The organism is bacterium (assembly GCA_036504735.1).
Taxonomy (GTDB): domain Bacteria; phylum Electryoneota; class RPQS01; order RPQS01; family RPQS01; genus DASXUQ01.
This window is the reverse complement of sequence record DASXUQ010000017.1, coordinates 213,326-232,534: the sequence shown is the minus strand read 5'-3', so window position 1 is coordinate 232,534 and position 19,209 is coordinate 213,326. Positions and strand designations below refer to the sequence as shown.

The 19,209-nt window shown below is 59.4% G+C and carries 15 protein-coding genes; 3 read left to right on the top strand and 12 right to left on the bottom strand.

The window, feature by feature from the left end; genetic code table 11:
• Positions 1-76: 76 nt before the first annotated feature.
• From VGL38_13610 to VGL38_13560, 11 genes are all read right to left on the bottom strand, one after another.
• A complete protein-coding gene (locus tag VGL38_13610; GenBank protein ID HEY3296460.1) occupies positions 77-1,357 on the bottom strand; it encodes a cytochrome c3 family protein in 1,281 nt (426 codons plus the stop codon).
• Positions 1,354-3,330: a cytochrome c3 family protein gene (locus tag VGL38_13605; protein HEY3296459.1), complete on the bottom strand. Its 1,977-nt coding sequence runs from the start codon at positions 3,328-3,330 to the stop codon at positions 1,354-1,356. Before VGL38_13605 ends, VGL38_13610 begins: the two co-directional genes overlap by 4 nt.
• Before the next feature lie 110 nt (positions 3,331-3,440).
• The gene (locus VGL38_13600; GenBank protein ID HEY3296458.1) at positions 3,441-5,123 is read right to left on the bottom strand and encodes a peptidyl-prolyl cis-trans isomerase; all 1,683 of its coding nucleotides are present in this window, start codon (positions 5,121-5,123) and stop codon (positions 3,441-3,443) included.
• Entirely contained in the window at positions 5,120-6,214 is a 1,095-nt protein-coding gene (locus VGL38_13595; protein ID HEY3296457.1) for a GNA1162 family protein, read from the bottom strand. The genes VGL38_13600 and VGL38_13595 overlap by 4 nt, the downstream gene beginning before the upstream one ends.
• Positions 6,215-6,225: 11 nt before the next feature.
• Positions 6,226-6,780 carry a hypothetical protein gene (locus tag VGL38_13590; GenBank protein HEY3296456.1) on the bottom strand — a complete coding sequence of 185 codons (555 nt, stop codon included), beginning with the start codon at positions 6,778-6,780 and terminating at the stop codon, positions 6,226-6,228.
• A 59-nt stretch (positions 6,781-6,839) separates the two neighbouring features.
• A complete protein-coding gene (locus tag VGL38_13585) occupies positions 6,840-8,939 on the bottom strand; it encodes a discoidin domain-containing protein (protein HEY3296455.1) in 2,100 nt (699 codons plus the stop codon).
• Between the two features lie 275 nt (positions 8,940-9,214).
• The gene (locus tag VGL38_13580; protein HEY3296454.1) at positions 9,215-10,276 is read right to left on the bottom strand and encodes a cytochrome c3 family protein; all 1,062 of its coding nucleotides are present in this window, start codon (positions 10,274-10,276) and stop codon (positions 9,215-9,217) included.
• An 86-nt stretch (positions 10,277-10,362) separates the two neighbouring features.
• Entirely contained in the window at positions 10,363-11,427 is a 1,065-nt protein-coding gene (locus tag VGL38_13575) for an NHL repeat-containing protein (protein ID HEY3296453.1), read from the bottom strand.
• Between the two features lie 489 nt (positions 11,428-11,916).
• On the bottom strand, positions 11,917-12,627 hold the full coding sequence (locus tag VGL38_13570; protein HEY3296452.1) for a response regulator transcription factor: 711 nt from the start codon (positions 12,625-12,627) through the stop codon (positions 11,917-11,919).
• Positions 12,620-13,723: a HAMP domain-containing sensor histidine kinase gene (locus VGL38_13565; protein HEY3296451.1), complete on the bottom strand. Its 1,104-nt coding sequence runs from the start codon at positions 13,721-13,723 to the stop codon at positions 12,620-12,622. Before VGL38_13565 ends, VGL38_13570 begins: the two co-directional genes overlap by 8 nt.
• Positions 13,724-13,898: 175 nt before the next feature.
• On the bottom strand, positions 13,899-15,323 hold the full coding sequence (locus VGL38_13560) for a T9SS type A sorting domain-containing protein (GenBank protein ID HEY3296450.1): 1,425 nt from the start codon (positions 15,321-15,323) through the stop codon (positions 13,899-13,901).
• A 376-nt stretch (positions 15,324-15,699) separates the two neighbouring features.
• Here VGL38_13560 and buk point away from each other — a divergent pair, with 376 nt between their 5' ends.
• The 3 genes from buk to VGL38_13545 are packed head-to-tail and all read left to right on the top strand — an operon-like array spanning position 15,700 to position 18,484.
• Complete coding sequence (gene buk / locus VGL38_13555; protein ID HEY3296449.1) at positions 15,700-16,773, top strand: butyrate kinase; 1,074 nt, start codon at positions 15,700-15,702, stop codon at positions 16,771-16,773.
• Positions 16,767-17,684 carry a phosphate acyltransferase gene (locus tag VGL38_13550; protein ID HEY3296448.1) on the top strand — a complete coding sequence of 306 codons (918 nt, stop codon included), beginning with the start codon at positions 16,767-16,769 and terminating at the stop codon, positions 17,682-17,684. The genes buk and VGL38_13550 overlap by 7 nt, the downstream gene beginning before the upstream one ends.
• Complete coding sequence (locus tag VGL38_13545; GenBank protein HEY3296447.1) at positions 17,681-18,484, top strand: phosphate acyltransferase; 804 nt, start codon at positions 17,681-17,683, stop codon at positions 18,482-18,484. The genes VGL38_13550 and VGL38_13545 overlap by 4 nt, the downstream gene beginning before the upstream one ends.
• A 408-nt stretch (positions 18,485-18,892) precedes the next feature.
• Here the strand turns inward: VGL38_13545 and VGL38_13540 are convergent, their stop codons facing one another.
• Positions 18,893-19,204: a hypothetical protein gene (locus VGL38_13540; GenBank protein ID HEY3296446.1), complete on the bottom strand. Its 312-nt coding sequence runs from the start codon at positions 19,202-19,204 to the stop codon at positions 18,893-18,895.
• Between the last annotated feature and the right edge of the window lie 5 nt (positions 19,205-19,209).

The window sequence follows — 19,209 nt, the reverse complement described above, 5'->3', positions numbered from 1 at the left end:
TCCCCCCCCCAAAGCAAGAGGGCACAGCCCGCGCCATGCCCTCTTCACTTATCCCTTATCCCTTAGCCCTTAGCCCTTACTTATTCGTGTGACATCGAACGCAAAGATCGCGGTCGCCGTTGGCTACGAGGAGCTTGCTGAACTCTCCGCCATGCAGCTTGTGGCAACTGGTGCAGCTTAAAGAACCGCCGCTGCGGGGGTCCTTCACGTTGGCGCCCATCGGGTGCGTGACGTGGTGCTCGTGGGAGTGGCACTGCCCGCAAACCTGCGCCGGCTCATCCTTGAAGTAGAAGGGCTTGTCGCTGCCGTGCGCTGCGTGGCAGGACGTACAGGCGATGTCCGCGTGCGGATTCTTCACCGCGTTGGTGGCACCCTTGGCCGGATCGTGGCACTTGACGCAGAGCGTCTTCTGCGAGGCGGCCAACAGGTTGCTCTCGTGGGAGGCATGCGCATTGTGGCACAGTTCGCAGGAGGCATTCTGGTTGGAGCCATGCGCCGAATACTTCTGCACCGTCTCCGCGTTCTTTTCGTGACAGGTCGCGCACACCGTCAGCGTGGCGCCCTTCAGCGGATAGCCCTGACCGTTCTTCGACGGCTTATGACAGACGTCGCAACTGCCATCCTTGAACGGCGGATGGACATTCTCCATCAGCAGCGTTTCCGTGCCGCTGGAGTGCGGATCGTGACAGGCCGAACACTTGGCGGTCTTGGGATCGAATCCCTTGTGTGCGGCGTCGAAAGCCGGAGTTTCCGAGTGGCAGCCGAGACAGATGGTCTTCTGATCGGCGACCAACAATCCATCCACGTCCGACCCGTGTACCGCATGGCAGCGCACGCACTGGCCGTTGCGCACCGGACTATGCACATGCGCCCGCTTGCGCCATTCGTTCACCGCAGGGTGGCAGGTGGCGCAGGTCTCTTCGACGCTCTTCTTCAGCAGCTTGTCATTTTTCGAGCCGTGAGGATCGTGGCAGGAGACGCACTTGCCTTCCACCACCGGCGGATGTTTGTCGGCCTTGGTTACCCACGCCGAAACGTCGTTGTGGCACTTCGCGCAGAGCGTCACCTGATTTTCATCCAGCAGTTTCATGTGCTTGGACGCATGCGGATTATGGCACGCGCTGCACTTGCCCTGCACCAGCGGATTATGCACGTGCGGCAGGGCCATGGTCGCTTCCATATCGCTGTGGCACTGCAAACACGCCTTCTTCTGATTCACCGGCGGCATCGGGCTCTGTCCCCACGCTACGGCGGCAGCAAGCAACGCCCCCAGGATGAGGGATGAAGGATGAAGGATGAAAGAAATGGCTCCGAAACGATTTTGGCCTGTTGGCTTTTGGGCTTTTTGGCTTTTCATTTCGAGCCTCCTCCGACGGCTGCCGGTTCATGGCAGACATCGCACTGACCTTCCTTAAAGGGCACGTGTTCCGTGCTCATAAACATTCCTTTGCTCGACGACCCGTGGGGGTCATGGCACTCACCGCACTTGAGGTTGGCCGCCGCCTGCCCCAAATGCGCTTTGGAAAACTTATCGTCCGTTCCGTTGTGGCACGTCAGGCACAGAGCCGATTCTGCCTGCGTCAGCAGGTTCTTCTGCGTGCTGGAGTGCGGCGTATGACAGGTATTGCATTCGCCCGTCGCGGCCGGCGGATGCGGCGAAGATGAGTGAATCGCGGTGTCCACATCTTTGTGGCAGGTCACGCACAGCGTGCCCTGCGTGGCCAGCAGCAGACCCTTATTCGGTGACTGATGCGGGCTGTGGCAGGCGGTGCACTTGCCGTCCTTCACCGGAGCATGCCCCGACGCCGACGTGGCAAGCTTGTCCTGAATCTCGCCGTGACACTGGTTGCAGAGCTTGGCGGTGGGTTCGGTCTGGAGATGATCATTATCGGAGGCATGCGCCACGTGGCAGGTCGTGCACTGCTTCTCGGCAAACGGCGGATGCTGGGCATCGCCCGTCCCGGCTTTCATCATCGGCGCGTGACAATCGGCGCACAGGGCGTCGGCAGGTTTCTTGAGCAGCTTCGCATTCACGCCGCCATGCGGGGCATGGCAGTCGGCGCATTCGCCCTTCTGTACCGGCGTATGCAAGGATTTCTTCGTCAGGTCGCTATTGACGCTGGTGTGGCACTTCAGGCACAGATCGCGCGTGGAGGCCGTTAAGAGCTTGACCTGCGGCGAGCCGTGCGGATCATGGCAACTCCAGCAGGGCTCCGTCTGCACGGCGGCATGCTGGTTCTGGGCCTTCATGGCGCTGTCCACGTCCGCATGACAGGTGACGCACAGATCGGGAGACTTCTTCGCCAGCAGTTTCGCCTGCTGCTCACCGTGCGCCTTGTGGCACTCGAGGCAGTTTTGCGCCGCAGGCTTGTGCGAACTGACGTTCTTCAGCTTCTGTGCGATGTCGTCGTGGCAGGTCAGGCACAGAGTCGCGCTCTTGTCCTTCAGCAGAGCTACCTGGCGGGAGGCGTGCGGCGAATGGCACGTGCTGCAGCTTCCCTCTTTGACCGGTGTGTGCAGATCCTTGCCGCCCAGCGAGGCTTTATCATGGCAGTTCTCGCACAGACCCGGCACGTCCGCCTGCAAGGCAAAGGGCTTGTCGCCCGTCGGCGCGGCGTGGCAGGTGCCGCAATCCTTGCCGGCGGCGGGCGCGTGCACCGTCTTCGGCATCAGGAAATCGGCTTCCGCCGAATGGGGAACGTGGCACGTGCCGCAGTCCGCCTTTTCCACAGGATAGCCGCCATGCTTGGCGGTGAACGACGCATTGGCCTTGTGGCAATCGAGACACAGATCCTTCGCGTCCTTCTTCAGCAGGTTGGCGTAATCGCTGCCGTGGATCTCATGGCAGGACTCACAGCCCTTGGCCATCGGCTTGTGAACGTGCTTCTGCGTGAACTCGGTCTTGTCATGACAGCGGAAGCACAGGTCCGGCATTTCCGCCTTGAGCAGATTGGGAGCCTTGCCCTTGTGCGCGTCGTGGCATTCGAGGCAGTCGCCGCTCTTGGCCGGTTCATGCACGAACTTCTTGGTCAGACCCAGCGCGTCCGACTGGTGGCAGGTGGCGCACAGCCGGGCCTTGGTCTCTTTGAGACGCAGCGCGCCGACCTTGCCGTGCGGCTTATGGCAGGATGTGCACTGCTCATTGTCCGACGGCTCGTGAGCGTATTTTCCCTTGAAGTCGCTCGCCTTGTGGCAATCAAGGCAGTTTCCCTGTTTGCTGAACCGCGCGCCCTTTTTGATCTGCGCCGAGAGCGTCCCACCGGGAAGCCCCGCCAGCAGCAGCAGCGCGCTGCACGCTATGACAAATCCAAATGTGAACCGGTATCGCATGGAACCCCGAAGACGAAATTAAAAACTAAAAATTAAAAACTAAAAAGCACAAGGCAGCAGTGTCCGACTTTTTAATTTTTCATTTTTAGTTTGTGATTTTTGGTTTGGCCTCAGCCTTTTTTACCTGTCACGCGCAGCTCGTTGATCACGTCTTCGCGAATCGTGATTTCCGCGCTCTGGCGCAATTGCTTAATCGTCGAGTCAATCGCTTCCATTTGCTTCTTGCGCTGCAAACCGGCTTCGAGGCTGCCCTTCACCCGGTCGAGGGAAAGCGGCGCGCCCGTCTGACGGTCCACCAGCTTCACGATCACCAGCCCGCCGTCCGTCTGAACCGGCCTGTTGATCGTGCCGATCCGCATCGTGTCCATTCCGGAGGCGAGCGTCGCAGGGATGCGATCCCGCGTGATCCAGTCCCGCTCCCCGCCCTGTTCCCGCGCGTCGTCCGTCGAATGCCGCTTGGCCAGCCATGAGAAATCCGTGCCGGACATCAGCTTCTGGTAATCATCTTCCGCTTCCTGCTCCGACATCCGCGTCAGCGTCAGCACCTTGTACTTGTTCGGCTCGTGGTAGAAGCTCTTGTTCTGCTGGTATGCCGCTTCGATCTCTTCCTTGGATACCGTCACCTTGGCGGCCACCACATCCTGCAGATAGGCCAGCACCAGCATCGAGTCTTCGTAAGCTTTCACCGGCTCGCGCACCTCTTCCATCTCGCTGAACTTCGATTGTGCGGCCTCGGCCTGCAGCAGCAGCATCTCCACCTGCTCGTCGCACAGTTCCCACAGCACCTTCTTCTGATCGCGGTCGGCATTGCTGACGGCGCGATGCACATACTTGCCGCGCAAATCCGTTTCGCTGATCGTGTTCGTTCCGCCCACCGTAATCAGGGCGCGGCCCGAGGCGGGAAGATTCAGGGAATACCGGTACAGCATCGAGTCGATCTGCACCGTGTCCACCATTACCGGGACGGTTGCCCGCATCTTCAGGGCATGGTCATGCTGCGCCGCCTTGCGCTTGGCCTCGACCACCATCCGCTCCACCGTAGTGCGCACACTGTCCAGAACGGTCGCGCTGTCGTGATCGAGCCTGCTCTCCAGTTGAATCAGCGCCCATGTGCGCCACAGGAAATACGGGCCCAGCACATCGCCCGGCTTGGCGTCGATGATCCGCGGCTGCACCACCGGCGGAATATCCAGCAGGGCATAACTGCCCGCGTCGCCGCCCTTTTCTTTGAATTGGTCAATCGAATGCCGCTTCGCCAGGTCCGCCATCGGGGCGCCGTGGCGGATGCTGTCGGCCAGAGCCACCGCAAGGGCCGAGTCGGTGACGCACAGCGTACGAATCCCGAACCGCTGAAAATCCTTGGCATATTCGGCGCGGATCTCGTCCTCGCTGGCCCTGAAGGTATCCGGGAAGACCACCTTCATCATCAGCTTGTAGGCGGCGTTGGCCCGGTACTTCACCACCCGTTCCACGATTCCCGAATCCTGTTCGAGACCGACGTTGCGCGCTTCCTGCTCCAGCAGCAGATCGTTGATCATCCGCTGCACCAGCTTGTCGAGGCTGAAATTGGTGCGGGAAGATTCGGCGGCCATCATGGTATGAATCCGTATCAGTTGGCGCTCAATCATGGTCTTGGTGATCGCTTCGCCATTGACGGTGGCGACCACCTTGACGGTGTCCGGCGCCACGTGGACCGAATCCGCAGCCTTCTTCTCTTCGGCGCGCAGCGGCGCGTTCATCCATATCAGTCCGGCAACGGCCAGAAGCAGATATATGGTCAAGGTTCTAATCATCGAGTCTGCTCCTGCACAGATAAGTTCACACGCGCACGGCGCACGGGAAGATCACTCGCCAGCCGGCGGCTCATCCGTTCGGACAGCACGGTCAGTCCGTGCACATAGCCCAGATTGAACATCCAGGCCGAGTCCTTGCCGTCGCGCGAATAGCTCTTCGCCCACACCGGTTCGCTTCGTTGAGTATCAATAAGTCGGGCTTCAAAGGCCACTATCGGCTCATCAAAGGTCTGCCCGCGGATCGCTTCGAAGTGGCTGACCGTGCCGGTCAGCACAAAATCCGCTCCCAGATCCTCGCGGCATTTCTTCAGCAGGCTGCTGGAAATCTCGCCCTGCATCAGCTCCTGCGAATTCAACATCACTTCCCGCACCCGGCCCGGATCCACCATCGTGAATCCCCGCTTCAGCATCGCCGCCAGCAGTTCGTTCACCAGAATGTTGCCCGCAAAGTGCGTCTCGGTCTCATTGCCGAAGGTCACCAGCGCCACGCGGCGGCACGGTGTTTCGGGTTGTCCCTTGCTGCGCGGCTTCAGCGCCTGCACCTGTTTGCGCTTGGAATTCTGCGTGAGCCGGAACGGCTTCAGCAGATCCTTTACGGCGGCATCCGCCAGCCCTTCGGCCCGGTGGGAGCCGATCCCCAGAAAATTCGTGCGCGGATCCCGGTGCAGGGCCACCGTATTGGCCCACACCACCGTCGCGGTGGGAACATCCAGCAACCGTGCCGACAAGGCGACTTCCGCCGACGAATCGGTTTCCGAATAGCGGTCCAGCGAACTCAAAAGCAGATACCGTACCGGGCTCTCCGCCGCCACAAGCTGCGCTTCGGCCAGTTCCAGTTCCGCAGCATTGCGCACGCGATGTTTGCGCAATACCTCGGCGACCACCGCCGAATCCGCCAGTTCGACTTTCTTCTGCTGCAGGACCTGTCTCATCCGCGCCACCATTCGCGGCGCGGCATCGGCGGCTTCCGCCAGATTCGCCGGAGGCAGAATGGCAACCGACTGCGGCGGTTTCTGCGCGGAGGAATCCGTCTGGGCCGCTGCACAGGCGGCCAGCCACAGCAGGCTCAGAGCCGCAAGGAGCCGAATCATCGCAAACGGTTTCACCGGATCAACGTGCCAATCAGTTTCTGCACAGCGCTGCGGGCGGCATTGCCGCGCGTCTTCTCCCCCACTCCAAACAGCCGGGACAGCGCGCCGGGGCCGGTGGTATTGACACTCGAGGTCCACACCGTACTGCCGGTCTCCGTGTTCACCATGCGCGCGTCAATGCTCACCACGTGGGTGCTCAAATTGCCGTTGCGGACTTCGGAGGATTCCCCGACCGATCCGAAGATGATTCCCTGCACGTTCAGCGTTTTGGCCATATCCTTGATCTGTTCGACGCTCATTTCGGCATTCTTGTCCGACATTCCGGAATGGCTGGCCAGATAGGCCGACACTTCTCCCGGCTCCACCAGATCAAACACCTTCTGCGCCAGCAATTCCGTGAAAAACAGCCGCGTGACGTACTTGCCCGACCCCTGATCGCTCGAAAGATTCTCGAACGGAATCACGGCCACCCTTTCGATGGAACCGAAATCGAACTGCGGGTCAATGTAAGTCGTGTGCCGTGCCGCCGCACACCCAGCCAGCAGCAGGGCAGCCAGAGAAAGCATGCAGGCAATTCGGAGGATGGTTTTCATGAGTGAAGGGTTGGGATTCATACAGGGCGGCCCTAAATTCTGAAGGTGAATCCGAGCCGCAGATTGGAGAAATTTTCCCGTGCCGATTGCTGGGAATCGAGATGGGAGTAGCTTGCGGATACATCGCCGTGGCTTGAAAAGCGGAAGATGCCTTGAGTCGTAATGACGACCGTCCGGTTATTCCGGTCCGGCTGGTTGCCGTCCACACTGGCGCTCAACACCAGTTTTTCCGTGGCGTTCCAGTTAATCAGCCCCTGCCAGGTCTCATAGGAGGAGACCGGATCATGGTACCGTGAGGCACTGCCGGACAGTTGCAGGGTCTCGGTCAGCCGGTAGGTCGCCGACAGGGCAATATTCTCCCGGGTTGGAATGGTCCAGGCCCGCTGGGAACTCAGCCAGTAATACCGGTAGTCCACGGTAAACTGGAAGCGGGAGGTCGGCTGGGCTTGGATGGCTTGACCAATATAGCGAGTTTTATACACATCTGCCGCAAGAAAACGGTGATCTTCAGTCAATCCGCCTTCGGTTGCGCCTCCGAGGCCCGGGAAAAAGGCCGCATCCAGCCTCACCGTGGCCGCATCCTGCCGGCGATTAAGGGCATTTCCCGTCACTTCCCGCTGCCGGCTGCCTGCCACGGTCGACTGCAGGCCGTTCAGCCAACGCGAAATCACGCTCATCCCCAGCAATTCCGTATCGGTCCTGCCTCCGGTCGCGTCCGGATACTCGGTGCGGCTCCACTGGTATTGCCCGGAAATGCCGGCCATCTTGTGTGCAGAAAGGTGCAGCGAGCCATTGAGGCCATCCTGCTGCCGGCCAATGGTCGTTGCGCTCGCGCCATTCTTGATCAGGGTGCCTTCCACCGCGCCGGAAACCCAGGTGGCAGGCTGAACCCCCACCCGCACAGCGGCATGGTGATCCGTCGCCCACGCGAACCCGGTGCTCTGCGAGCGCGTCAACAGCCCGCGAATTTCGGTCACATACACCGGGATCTGCAACGGCTGCGGCTCGCTGACCACTTTCACATAACGCGCCGTCTGCACCGGAAAATCGATTTCATAGCGGCGAAAGACCACGTTAAAGGGATAGGTCTGATTCCCCCGCACTAAAGACCACGTGTAATTGTCGGAACTGGTATAGAGCGCCCAGCGCAGTCCGCTGTTCGCCAGGCTGTCCGTATACACAAAAATATGATCTACCGTAATCGCTGAGCCGAAGTCCAGGCCCAGATTCTGAACATCATTTCCCGAAAGATCCATCGCATGCGTGGCCGCCGAGTCCAGATTGCCGTCGATCAATCCGGGAGAGCCGTCCAGCGCGCCCAGTTCGGGCGTCGGACTGTTCGACCAAAGGCCGGAAAGCGGCGTCAGACGCACCAGGATTCCGTCCTCGCTGGCCCGCTGCTCCCTGTCGGCCTTCGCCTGAATCATGTAGCTCGTTTGCACCGAGACGATGTGTTTCCATACGGACAGTGAATTCTCCAGCCGTCCGATGTGATTGCGTGAAATCTGCTCAAAGCCCGTCCGCCGGTTCTCCGTCCGGATGTCGTTGAATTCATAGCGCAGCGACGTCGTCGAGAAGGAATAGTCCGCCGATCCGCCGATGGTCCGCTGGCGCGTGTCGACTCCCAGCAGTTCCAGATCATTCACATTCTGAATCCACTGGTAGCGGCCCGTCAGGCGCGGCAGCGATTCCCAATCGCTCTGCAGCACGACGTTGGCCGACTGGCCTTTCAATTGGTTGACGTTGAGCTGGTCGCGGTTATCGCGGTAGCTGTAATCGGACCGCAGCCGGAAAAACGGCGCCGACCAGACCGCGCTCACCGAGGGCATCAGTTCCGATTGCCACACCGCCGAACTGTCCTTGGCGCGGGTTTGCAGATGGCGGTAGTTCAGCAGCGTGAAGTAGGAAACCGTCGGCAGCAACTCGCCATTGGCGTGAAACTGGTACTGCTGATCGAGAATCCCCGTGCGCGTGCTGTCGCCGCGCGTATCCATATAGGTCTCGCTCGCACTGGCACCCCACTCCAGCGCAAACGACGACGCGGCGTGGCACATCCACAGAAGGATGAGTGCCAGCCGCATGGTGAACGGCGCGGAGGGTCCGCTGTCTTTGTAGAAACCCGCTATAGACACAAAACAACCCCGGTCACGTGCAGTCCCACAGAAATGAGCCCAAATAACAGCAAACAGTCGCATCCGAGGGCAAAAAAAAGGGCCGTTCGCTGCCTTGACGGCGCGACTTCGGTCCAGCGCTATTAACGGATGCGGCCACGGCGGCGAGTGGATAAAGGGTCATTGCAAGAACAGTCCCGTTTCGCGACCCCGGCCTGCAATCACTTCAGAAGGGCTGGGGCCGCGAAACGTACACATTAGAAACGAACTACGATACTGTTTCCTCGACTCGGCGATTAGTTGCCGGCGTCACGGTTGTGGCACTTGTTGCACAGCGAGCGCTGCTCGGCACCACTCGTCGGATACGGATTCGGAATCGCGTACGCGCCGGACTCCACACCTTCCTCAGCCCACGTCGTGATGTTGAAGTCCCAACGGCCGATGTTCGGACCGGAGGACGCGTGCGCACGGTGGCAGCTGATGCAGCTCACCTGGCTGGTGGCGGACGGGCCAGCGGTGCTGGTCGTCGTCATGGCCGGATCTTCAAAGGCAACCGTCGGGGTGTACGCCGTCGCGGCGACGCCGCCGTTCTGATCTTCCGTACCATTGTACAGGTTGTAGGTCTGGGCAATCGACGCGCCCATGGCCACGCCCGACGGGTGCTTCAAGAGGGCGCCATTGCCATCATGGAAGTTGCCGTGGCAGTTCGCACACCAGGCGCTCATGCCGCCCTGGTACGCCGTATGCTTGTTGGCCGCTTCAACGTCGGTGGCGGTGCTGATACCGAGACCGGTCGCCGTCGGGGCCGCGTTCGTGAAGTTGAAGTTACCAGCTTCCACATGACCAGCGCCGTAGAGGAGACGGAAGTGGGCGTTGCCGTGCGGGTTGTGGCAGCTCGTGCAGCTCATGGCCGCGGCGGGGTACGTGCCACCGGGGGCGGTGGTCAGAACCGGGTCCGCAGCCGCGTTCTTGCTGGGAGCAATGACGTTGTGACCACCGTAGGAGCCGGGGATCGGGGACAGATGGCCGCTATGGCCGTCGTTCAAGTTCGCCGCCGCCAGGAAGGCGAAGTTACCGCTGCCCTTTTGGGGAGGCGGGTTCAGCGGATCGCTGCCCCACACCGCGCCACGGCTGGTGGCATGGCAGGACAGACACACGTCGCTGGGAGTTCCGTTCTTCAGCAAATACGGATTGCCGTTCGGAGCGGTCGGGTCAATCATCTGACCGTTTTCGCTGTTGTGCATGGTATGGCAGCCGTTACAGTGGGCCACACCCTGATCATGGAACGCCAGCGCCGGTGTCGCCACCAAGGCGAGAAGGCCGACCGACATCACGATCGCAAGTACAGTTCGTCTCATGCTTTCCTCCGTTGACATTGGATGTTCATTCATTACCCGCTCGCCTTCTCGCCGAACGGTAACCAAAAGAATTGTTTTGAAAGAGATTATTTCGTTTGCTTGTCTTCTGCCGCCGGTGCCGCTGAAGCGCCCTGCGCCGTCGTCACCCGGACTTCCCCTGCCGGCTTCTTCACGCTGGGAAGGTTGACTGCCTGCACCCGGCTCAAAAAGGATTGCAGGACGATGCAGTGACCGGAATCGTCTGTGCAGATGGAAATCGGATGATAGAACCACCCCCTGTTCATCCCCATCCCGCCCAGCTCGTCGATGAACGTCCCGTCAGCATCGTAGCGCAGCAGCGTGTGGCGGTGCTTGTCCATCACCAGGATGTTGCCGTGCCCGTCAGTCGACGTCGCCACCGGAAAACTCAACAACCCCGGTCCGCCACCCGCATGTCCAAAGAGCTTGACAAATTCCCCGGTCGTCTTGTACATCGTCAGCGCCGATATCACCGGAATCGGAATCACCAGCAGGCCATTTACCACCGAGATACTGCCGACGATCGGCTGGCTGCGATCCGACGGACTCAAATCCTGAAACAGCGGAAAATCCCGCACCGGAGTCCCATCGGTGCCCACTACATATATGTGGCCCGGATCGGCACACAACGCATACACCCGGTCCGAATCATCGATGGTGATGCTGTTGGCCATGATGACGGTCGTATCCGTGGCCGACGGCTTCAGCGAAATCTCCCGCAGAAAGCGGCCATCATAGTCGAACTCTTCCAGCCGGTCAGATCGCCGTTCGCACAGCGCCAGAATGTGTCCGCTCGAATCCACCACCAGACTGCGCGGGGATGCCAGATGCTGCTTATCGGCAAACTCAAAAAGATAGTTGCCGCGCTTATCAAAGATCACAACCCGGTCATTCCCCGTATCTGCCACATACATCTCGCCGTGGCGGCGGTCGTAATAGATTGATGACGGATTCACCAGCGCCGGTACGCCGGCCGGCGGCGAAATCTCGTAGGCAAAGTAGGCAGGCGGGGTGTCACAGAACGAGAATTCCGTCACAAACAAGACCAAAAATAGAACCGACACCGCCATCACACGTCCGGTAAGATGGGTATAACGTTTGCCAAAGGGCGGGTCAGTCAGGAAACTTTTCACAAACTCTTGAATTATTATTCACAAAGTCACAAACTCTGGTCGCTGCCGTCATAGTATGTGAGTGGGTCAGAGCGATTTACGACTACCCGACATTAAAATACGAATTGAAAAGCCAGAATGAAATATCCTCCTCATAATAATTCTCTGAATTGGACTGCACTTGTGGATTTCGTAATATGCTTATACTTAAGGATGTTGCCGCTTGGCAACCTTCCCGACCCTCCGAGGCAGAGGCATGTGCCTCCTCAATCGTGTTGCCGTATCGCATCCATTCGCCGCATTTCTGGCTCATTCCGCTATTCTACGTTATTGGCCACAAAAAAACCGCTCGTCGCGGTTACAATTCCCAAATTCATATACTTTTACCATTATGCCCCTCCCCGGTCATTTGCCATGAAACCTGCCAAAAGACCAAGTCCGAGGCACTTAGATAGTGGAACAATCTTCAACGTCCGTAGAACCTCAAAACAAAATCTCAAGTCTCCGGTCTCAAGTCTTCTCTTCCCCTTCCTTCGAAAACTTGTACCCTGCACCGTACACCGTCTGAATGTACTGCGGCTCCTTGGGATCGGTCTCAAAGTACTTCCGCAGCCGCGTGATCAAATTGTCAATTGTGCGTGAGGTCGGATAGCGGTCATAGCCCCATACATGATCCAGAATCGTGTCGCGTTCCACCACCTGTCCTTCCCGCTCCACCAGCAGCTTCAAAAGCATGCACTCCTTTTGCGTGAGAGTAATCACTCCGTCGTGCGTCCAGGCCTTGTAGGCGGTAAAGTCCACGCGGTTGCCGCCGAACTGCACCATCTCTCCGGCGCGCGGGGTCTGACGGTACCACTGTTCCCGCCGCAGCATCGTGCGCAGCCGTGAGATCAATTCGCGCACCGAAAACGGCTTGGTCATATAGTCGTCGCCTCCCAGTTCCAAACCGCGCACCCGGTCGTCTTCGGCTCCGCGCGCGGTTAAGAACAGAATCGGCACCCGGCTTCCCGCACCGCGCACCCGGTCGCAGACATCAAAGCCGCTGGCTCCCGGCAGCATAATATCCAGCACCACTGCCGACGGCTCATGCGTCAAAATCTCCTGAATCGCCTCCAACCCGTCGGCGACGACCTCCACCGCAAAGCCTTCCGCTTCGAGGTTCAGCTTCAGACCCCGTGCGATGCTGGCTTCATCTTCGACAACCAGAATACGGTCAGGCATGGGCAACCTCCGCTGCGAGCGGCAATTCCACGGTAAAGGTCGCGCCCTTCCCCAGTCCCGGACTGCTGACATGCGCCCTTCCGCCAAAGGCCTCCGCCATGCGCTGTACCAGATACAGTCCCAGTCCCGTACCGCGTGTGCGCCGCGTGTCCTCGTTTTCGACTCGATAGAACTTCTCGAAAATCCGCTCGGCCTCGCCGTGATCCAGGCCGATTCCCCGGTCCCGCACCACCAGCCGCGCGCGCGTTCCCGCGCGGGAAAGCTCCAGATCCACACTCCCGCCGTTGGGAGAATATTTGTACGCGTTCTCCAGCAGGTTCTTCACAATCGTCTGATACCAGGTCGGCTCGGTCATGGCCATTAATCCCGGCTGCAAGGAGGTCCGCAATTCGAATCCCCCGTGATCGAACAGCGGTTTGACATGCTCAATCGCCGCCGCCGTCTCTTCGGCAAGATCCGTCATCCGCAACAGCGGCTTGCGCGCGGGATTGGTTACGGCTTGCGCCTGCAGCAGCCGGTCGATCAGATCATTCAGCCGTTCCGTATCCGCCGCCATCGTTTCAAGCACTTCTGTCTTCTGGGCCGGAGGCAGTTCTCGGTCCCGCAAGGTCTCAAGGTACAACCGGAGAGATGTCAAAGGTGTGCGCAGTTCATGGGAAGTCGCCGAAAGGAACATCGCTTCCCGCCGCTCGAAGTCCACCTCCTTGTGCAGCGTCCAGTAGATATAGATCACTCCCGCCCCGACCAGCAGGCTGAAGAACGCGCCTTCAAAAATGAACATCCGCACGCGCTTGTTGGCAATCTGATCGAGCTGGGCCTTGGCCGCACCTGTTACCTGAACATCCTGTCCGTCAGGTGTGACTTCCAGATCCGGAAAGGCGGACAGCCACGCGCGGAACTCCTGCGGCGCCGGATTGAACTGCGCCGCCCATTGCCGTGCCATGCTGATCTGCTGCTCCCACAGATGGCTCTGCTCGCGGTGAACGCGGGTGCCTTCCCGTACCTGAAAGATCACCCACCACCCAAGCTGTGCCATCCCAAAGGCCGACAGCAGCAAAAACACCCCAAAGTGCCTCGGAAACCCCGGTTTCGTCATGCCCTCATCCCGGATAATCGTTTGCAGATGAAGGCAATTTAGGAGTTTGAACATGAATGTCAAGCGAGCAGGCATTTGCCCCGCCATTCTCCTGATTGCGATGCCCTCCTGATAAAATACGGGCGACCCCATTATAGGACCGCCCTTTCCCATGTTTCAATCTTCAGCTTTTCTCTTACTTCACCAGCAGCATCTTCTTCGTGGCGCTGAATCCGCTGCCTGTCTTCAAACAGTAGAAATACAATCCGGAGGGCAAGTTTCTTCCCTCAAAGCTCACCTGCTGCCGCCCCGCTGCCATCGGCCCATTCACCAGACTCGCCACTTCCCGCCCGGCAACATCGTACACTCTCAGCGACACATGACCCGCTTCCGGCAGATCAAAGGAAATCGTCGTCGTTGGGTTAAACGGATTCGGGAAGTTCTGGCGCAGGTCATACTCAGTCACCAGCGCGTGGTTCTGATCCGGCGTCACCGCTTGCGTCGCTTCCACCGTTCTCGAGCCGTCCAAGCCCACTGATACCAGGCTGTAGGTGTACGTTGTGCCGTTGAGGGCGCTGTTATCCGTAAAGCTGTAACTATGCTCCGTGGCCGTGTTCGTGGCTGTCTCCACGTGAATCGGCGCACCATCCCGCAGCACGTCAAAACCGGCAACACCATTCTCCGAGCGCGTAGTCCAGTTCAGCTTCACCGCGTTGTCCAAAGACAGTGCGCTGAAGGTGCCGAAGCTGACCGGCAAGCCGCAATCCCACGGTCCCGGTGAAGGGCTCAGCGAAAGGCTCGCGCAGCCCCACGTGCTGCCCTGCGGCATAATAATCTGCTTCGTCACATACCGGTGCCCATTAATCATGGTCCACGTCCACAGTCCTCCTGGAACCACCCATCCGGCCGCGGGCGGACACGTGGGCGACGGACAATATTCGCTCGGGCCGCCCACTAACTGATAGGTGATCTGTAGCCCTCCCGGGGCTGCATCCATGCAGGCGAGCGTGAACGGCCCCACATAGACCGTGTGGATGCCGCCCGGCGCCGCCGGGTTCAGGCACAGACACGCGTGCGGGAGACTCATTTCATTCGGCGGAGCCAGAACGGTCTCAAAACTCGGCGGATCACACGGCGGCGTAGGAGGTTGCACACAGACCCACGGGCCGCAATTCACATCCTGCGGGCCAACCGCCAGCGTAAAGACCGCACTGACCCAAATCAGGCCATTGGCCGCCACGATCTTAACATAATAGCGCGACGGATTCGGAGTGATTCCCGAGCTGGTGAAGCATGGCTCGCTCAGGAACTGACCGGGCTCAAGCCCTACAGCCGCGCTGTTGATGGTAAACGTGTTGAAGTTGACCGTGCCCGCAGGACCGCTGGCGCAATCCGGTGGCTCGGTGCAGACCGTTGCCGGCTGATCGGCCGCGTCCGGGCCGTTGCTGTTGGCGTCATAATAAATCACCATCGGCGTGCCGTCCGCCAGCGCGCCGCCGCCATCACAGGTGTTCGTAAGCTGGTAACCGTCGTAGTACAAACACGCCACAAAGTTCTGTCCAAAGCCGACAGATGTCAACGCCAGAAAAAGCGTCGCCAGAAGCAGAATTTTGACACGCATGACCAGCCTCCTCTACAGGATAAGGTGTTTTGTCCTCACAGAGCACGCACAATATGCCAGGATGAATTTCCCTATAATAAATATGCTCGCCGCTACCCGGAAACGCAAGCTTCTGATGCTGAATTATGTAATTTCCCTAATTCGACCCGAAGATTGCTGATGCATATCTCTACCTCACCGTCAAGTTTACTTATTCGGTATATATTCATAGTTTATGGCCATTGCAGGCAGTTCGCCGTGAAACCGGACCACCCTATCCTGCTCACAATCCACCAGCCTCTCTGACCCATGCTGCTACTCATGCCTCCGAGCAGATTTCCCAAAAAGTTTGTACATTTTGTCTCTAACTTATCCCGCTAAGGAGACCCACCTGCCTATGCCGTCCTCAGAAGATTGCGTCTTTGTCATCAATCCCGGCTCCACCAGCACCAAAATGGCCTTTGTGCGCCCCGATGGCTCTTGCCTCTGCGAGAGCACACTGCGCCACGGTCAGGAAGCCCCCCGTTCCATGCGTGACCTGGTGCCCGTACGCATTGCCCAGATCCGCGAGCAGCTTGCCCAGCAAAACCATCCCCTCGCCCCCCGCGCCGTCGTGGGCCGCGGCGGACCCATGCGGCCGCTCGATGGAGGCACCTATCACATCAACGATACGATGGTCGAGGAACTGCTCAGCGAAAAATGGTCCGCCCATGTATCCAACCTCGGCGCGCCCATTGCCCGCACCCTCGCCGCCGAATGGAATGTCCCGGCCTATATCGTCGATCCCGTTTCCGTAGATAATTTCACTGACCTCGCTCGCATCAGCGGCATTCCCGAAATTTCCCGCAAGTGCCGCTCCCACGCGCTGAATATTCGCTCCTGCGCCTATCTCGCCTCTGCCGAATTGAAGAAGAACCTCGCCGAAACCCGCTTTGTCATCGCCCATCTCGGCGGCGGGATTTCCATCGCCGCGGTAAATGGCGGCAAGATCGTCGACGTCAATGACGGCCTGCTCGGCATGGGTCCCTTCTCCCCCGAACGCGCCGGCGCGCTGCCCCTCGAAGGCCTGCTCGACCTGTCCGCCTCCGGCAAATACTCGCTGAAGGAACTGAAAGGCTATCTCTCCAAAGGCAGCGGCCTCAAAGGCTACCTCGGCACCAACAGCCTGATCGAAGTCGAAGAGATGATCGACAAGGGCGACGCCAAAGCCGCGCTGATTTTCCGCGCCATGGTCTACCAGATTGCCAAGGAGATCGGCGCCTATGCGATGGTGCTGCAAGGCAAGCTCGATGCGCTGATTCTCACTGGCGGTCTTGCCAACTCCGAGCGGCTGATCGCCGAACTGAAAACCTACGCGGGCTGGCTGGGCCGTGTGATGCTCTATCCCGGCGAACGCGAACTTGAAGCCATGGCCGCCGGAGCGTACCGTGTGCTGAACGGCGTGGAAAACGCCAAGGAGTATGCATGCTGACCACCGCCCGTCACGTAATGGATCATGCCCGCGATCTGGCCAAAAAGAAGATGCCCATCGTCGCCGTGGCCGGTGGCGAAGACGGCGACGTGCTGCGCGCCGTAGCCGATGCGCAGAAAGAGGGCTATGTCCACGTGCATCTCGTCGGCAGCGAGGCCAAGGTGCGCGCGGGCATCGAGAAACTCAATCTGGATCCGAAGGACTTCACCGTCACCCATGCCGATGGCGTCAAAGCGGTGGTGGCCAAGGCCGTCGACCTCTGCAGCACCGGCCAGTGTCAGATTCTGATGAAAGGCAAAGTCCCCACGTCCGATCTGATGAAGGCCGTGCTCGCGCCCAATGCCAATCTGCGCAAAGGCAAACTGCTTTCCCATTGCGCCACCCTCGAAGTCCCGGGACATACCAAACTGCTGACCATCACCGATGGCGGCGTGCTCTCCGCCCCCGATTTCCACCAGAAAGTCGCCATCGTCGAGAACGCCGTTCGCGTCTGCCGCTATCTGGGCATCGCCGATCCCAAGGTTGCCTTGCTGGGCGTGCTCGATGAAGCCGATCCCGATTTCCCTTCCACCATCGAAACCTCCGCCATTGCCCGCACCTGCTTTGTGCGCGGCATCTGCAAGTACATCGAAGGTCCGCTCACCATGCGCACCGTAATGGTCGGCCCGCCAAAAGGGACCGCCTGGCAAAGTGATGTCATCGGCGATCCGGACATCATGGTCTCGCACGGTATCGAAGAAGCCAACATCGCCGTCAAGGCCCTCATCCATTTGCGCGGCGCAATCTTCATGGGCGTAATCACCGGCGCGCGTGTGCCGCTTTCTCTCGTCTCGCGCAGTGATCCACCGATGAACAAAATGGCCTCGCTTGCGCTCGCCGCCGTGATGGCCGGAGAGGAGGCCCGCTCATGATTCTCCAGGAACTACTCGACCGCGCCGCAGGCCGCAAGCCGGGCCGCATTACCGCCGTGGGCGCTTCGGATTTTGAGCGCTCAGTCCTTGCCGAATGGCAGCAGCGCGGCTGGACGGTGAACCATTGCAGCGGCGATCTGCCCGATTGCATTTATCACGCCGTCGACAGCGCCGTCAAAGGCGAGACCGACATGATCTTCTGCTCGGGAGATGAAGGTCTCAAGCTCACGCGGATGCTCGACCGCGCCGTGCCCCGCGAATTCAAACCGCTCAGCGTTCTGCAGGGCTTTGAAGTCCCCACCTATCACAAAATGCTCTGGGCAGGCTTCACGCCGCTCGGCAACTATGATTCCATTCCCGAAGCCATTAAAGGCGTGCAGACCATGGTTCGCGCCCTGAGCGATCTTGGAGAGCCCGAATCCAAAGTGGCCCTGCTCTCCTGCGTGGAGCTGATTTCCGCCAGTGTGCATTCCACCATCTGGGAAGCCACCCTCGGCCATATGAGCCAGCGCGGCCAATTCGGCAAAGCCAAGGTCGACGGTCCCCTCGCGTTCGATCTGGCCGTCAGTCCCCGCGCCGTAGATGAAAAAGGTCTGAAGAGTGAAATCGGCGGTCAGGCCGATCTGGTCATTCCGCCCGATCTGAACAGCTTCGAAACCCTCGTCGATGCGATCCATCTTTCCGGCCAGCATCGCGCCGTAGGCGTGATCGTCGGCGGTCCCTGCCCCATCGCCCTCCCCCCGCATCGCAGTGAACGCCACCTCGACCTGAGCCTGAAAATCGCCAGCCTGCTGACATAGGGCATTCTGCCGCCTCTTCTTGTCTTGTCATTCGGTGTAGGGGCGGGTTAAGCAGACAGAAGCAACAACCGCTGAAGAGGTGACACGCGCAACCCGCCCGTGCAACATCCTGCAATCGCTAAGACGGGAGGGTTGCGGCAGACCTTAACCCTCCCCTACATAACAATCGTCATGATGGTCTAAGGGCACCCGCAAACGAGGTTCGGATTCTGTCGTAGGGGCACGACATGTCGTGCCCGTCTTTTCTGAATTCGGGGTGGCCGCAGGGCCATGTCGTGCCCGTATTCGACAATTGAAGGCGATACTCCGCGGCGGCGTCCCCCAAAAACAAAAACCGGACTCCTCAGCCCGGTTTTCCAACACCAACCAATTCACCCCAGGGACCCAACTCCTTGGGGTGTCTTACTCCTATGTATGGGCTCTCGGCCGGTCCATCCAGTGAAGAATCCGCCGACTCACCACGAATACGACAATGAGAGTGATGCTGACATAAGCACGTGTGTACTCGCCGAAGTAGGTCCAGTCAATGTACGGAGCCGCCAGAAAAACCCAAAACGAAAGAAAGCCGGCATCAAAGAACAGGACATCCCGCTCCGTTCTGAGTTCCTCATACGTCGGCTGCTTTCCAACCTGTCCGCGTTCCTTCCGCCGCCACCAGGTCATAAATACGGGCCAGCTAAGGGCAAACACGGTGCCGATAATTACGTGAGACCACTTCATGCGAC

What these genes read in the sequence shown, in the direction of transcription:
- VGL38_13610 (HEY3296460.1), bottom strand. Translation starts at nt 1,357, where the DNA reads ATGAAAAGCCAAAAAGCCCAAAAGCCAACAGGCCAAAATCGTTTCGGA.
- VGL38_13605 (HEY3296459.1), bottom strand. Translation starts at nt 3,330, where the DNA reads ATGCGATACCGGTTCACATTTGGATTTGTCATAGCGTGCAGCGCGCTG.
- VGL38_13600 (HEY3296458.1), bottom strand. Translation starts at nt 5,123, where the DNA reads ATGATTAGAACCTTGACCATATATCTGCTTCTGGCCGTTGCCGGACTG.
- VGL38_13595 (HEY3296457.1), bottom strand. Translation starts at nt 6,214, where the DNA reads ATGATTCGGCTCCTTGCGGCTCTGAGCCTGCTGTGGCTGGCCGCCTGT.
- VGL38_13590 (HEY3296456.1), bottom strand. Translation starts at nt 6,780, where the DNA reads ATGCTTTCTCTGGCTGCCCTGCTGCTGGCTGGGTGTGCGGCGGCACGG.
- VGL38_13580 (HEY3296454.1), bottom strand. Translation starts at nt 10,276, where the DNA reads ATGAGACGAACTGTACTTGCGATCGTGATGTCGGTCGGCCTTCTCGCC.
- VGL38_13570 (HEY3296452.1), bottom strand. Translation starts at nt 12,627, where the DNA reads ATGCCTGACCGTATTCTGGTTGTCGAAGATGAAGCCAGCATCGCACGG.
- VGL38_13565 (HEY3296451.1), bottom strand. Translation starts at nt 13,723, where the DNA reads ATGACGAAACCGGGGTTTCCGAGGCACTTTGGGGTGTTTTTGCTGCTG.
- VGL38_13560 (HEY3296450.1), bottom strand. Translation starts at nt 15,323, where the DNA reads ATGCGTGTCAAAATTCTGCTTCTGGCGACGCTTTTTCTGGCGTTGACA.
- buk (HEY3296449.1), top strand. Translation starts at nt 15,700, where the DNA reads ATGCCGTCCTCAGAAGATTGCGTCTTTGTCATCAATCCCGGCTCCACC.
- VGL38_13550 (HEY3296448.1), top strand. Translation starts at nt 16,767, where the DNA reads ATGCTGACCACCGCCCGTCACGTAATGGATCATGCCCGCGATCTGGCC.
- VGL38_13545 (HEY3296447.1), top strand. Translation starts at nt 17,681, where the DNA reads ATGATTCTCCAGGAACTACTCGACCGCGCCGCAGGCCGCAAGCCGGGC.
- VGL38_13540 (HEY3296446.1), bottom strand. Translation starts at nt 19,204, where the DNA reads ATGAAGTGGTCTCACGTAATTATCGGCACCGTGTTTGCCCTTAGCTGG.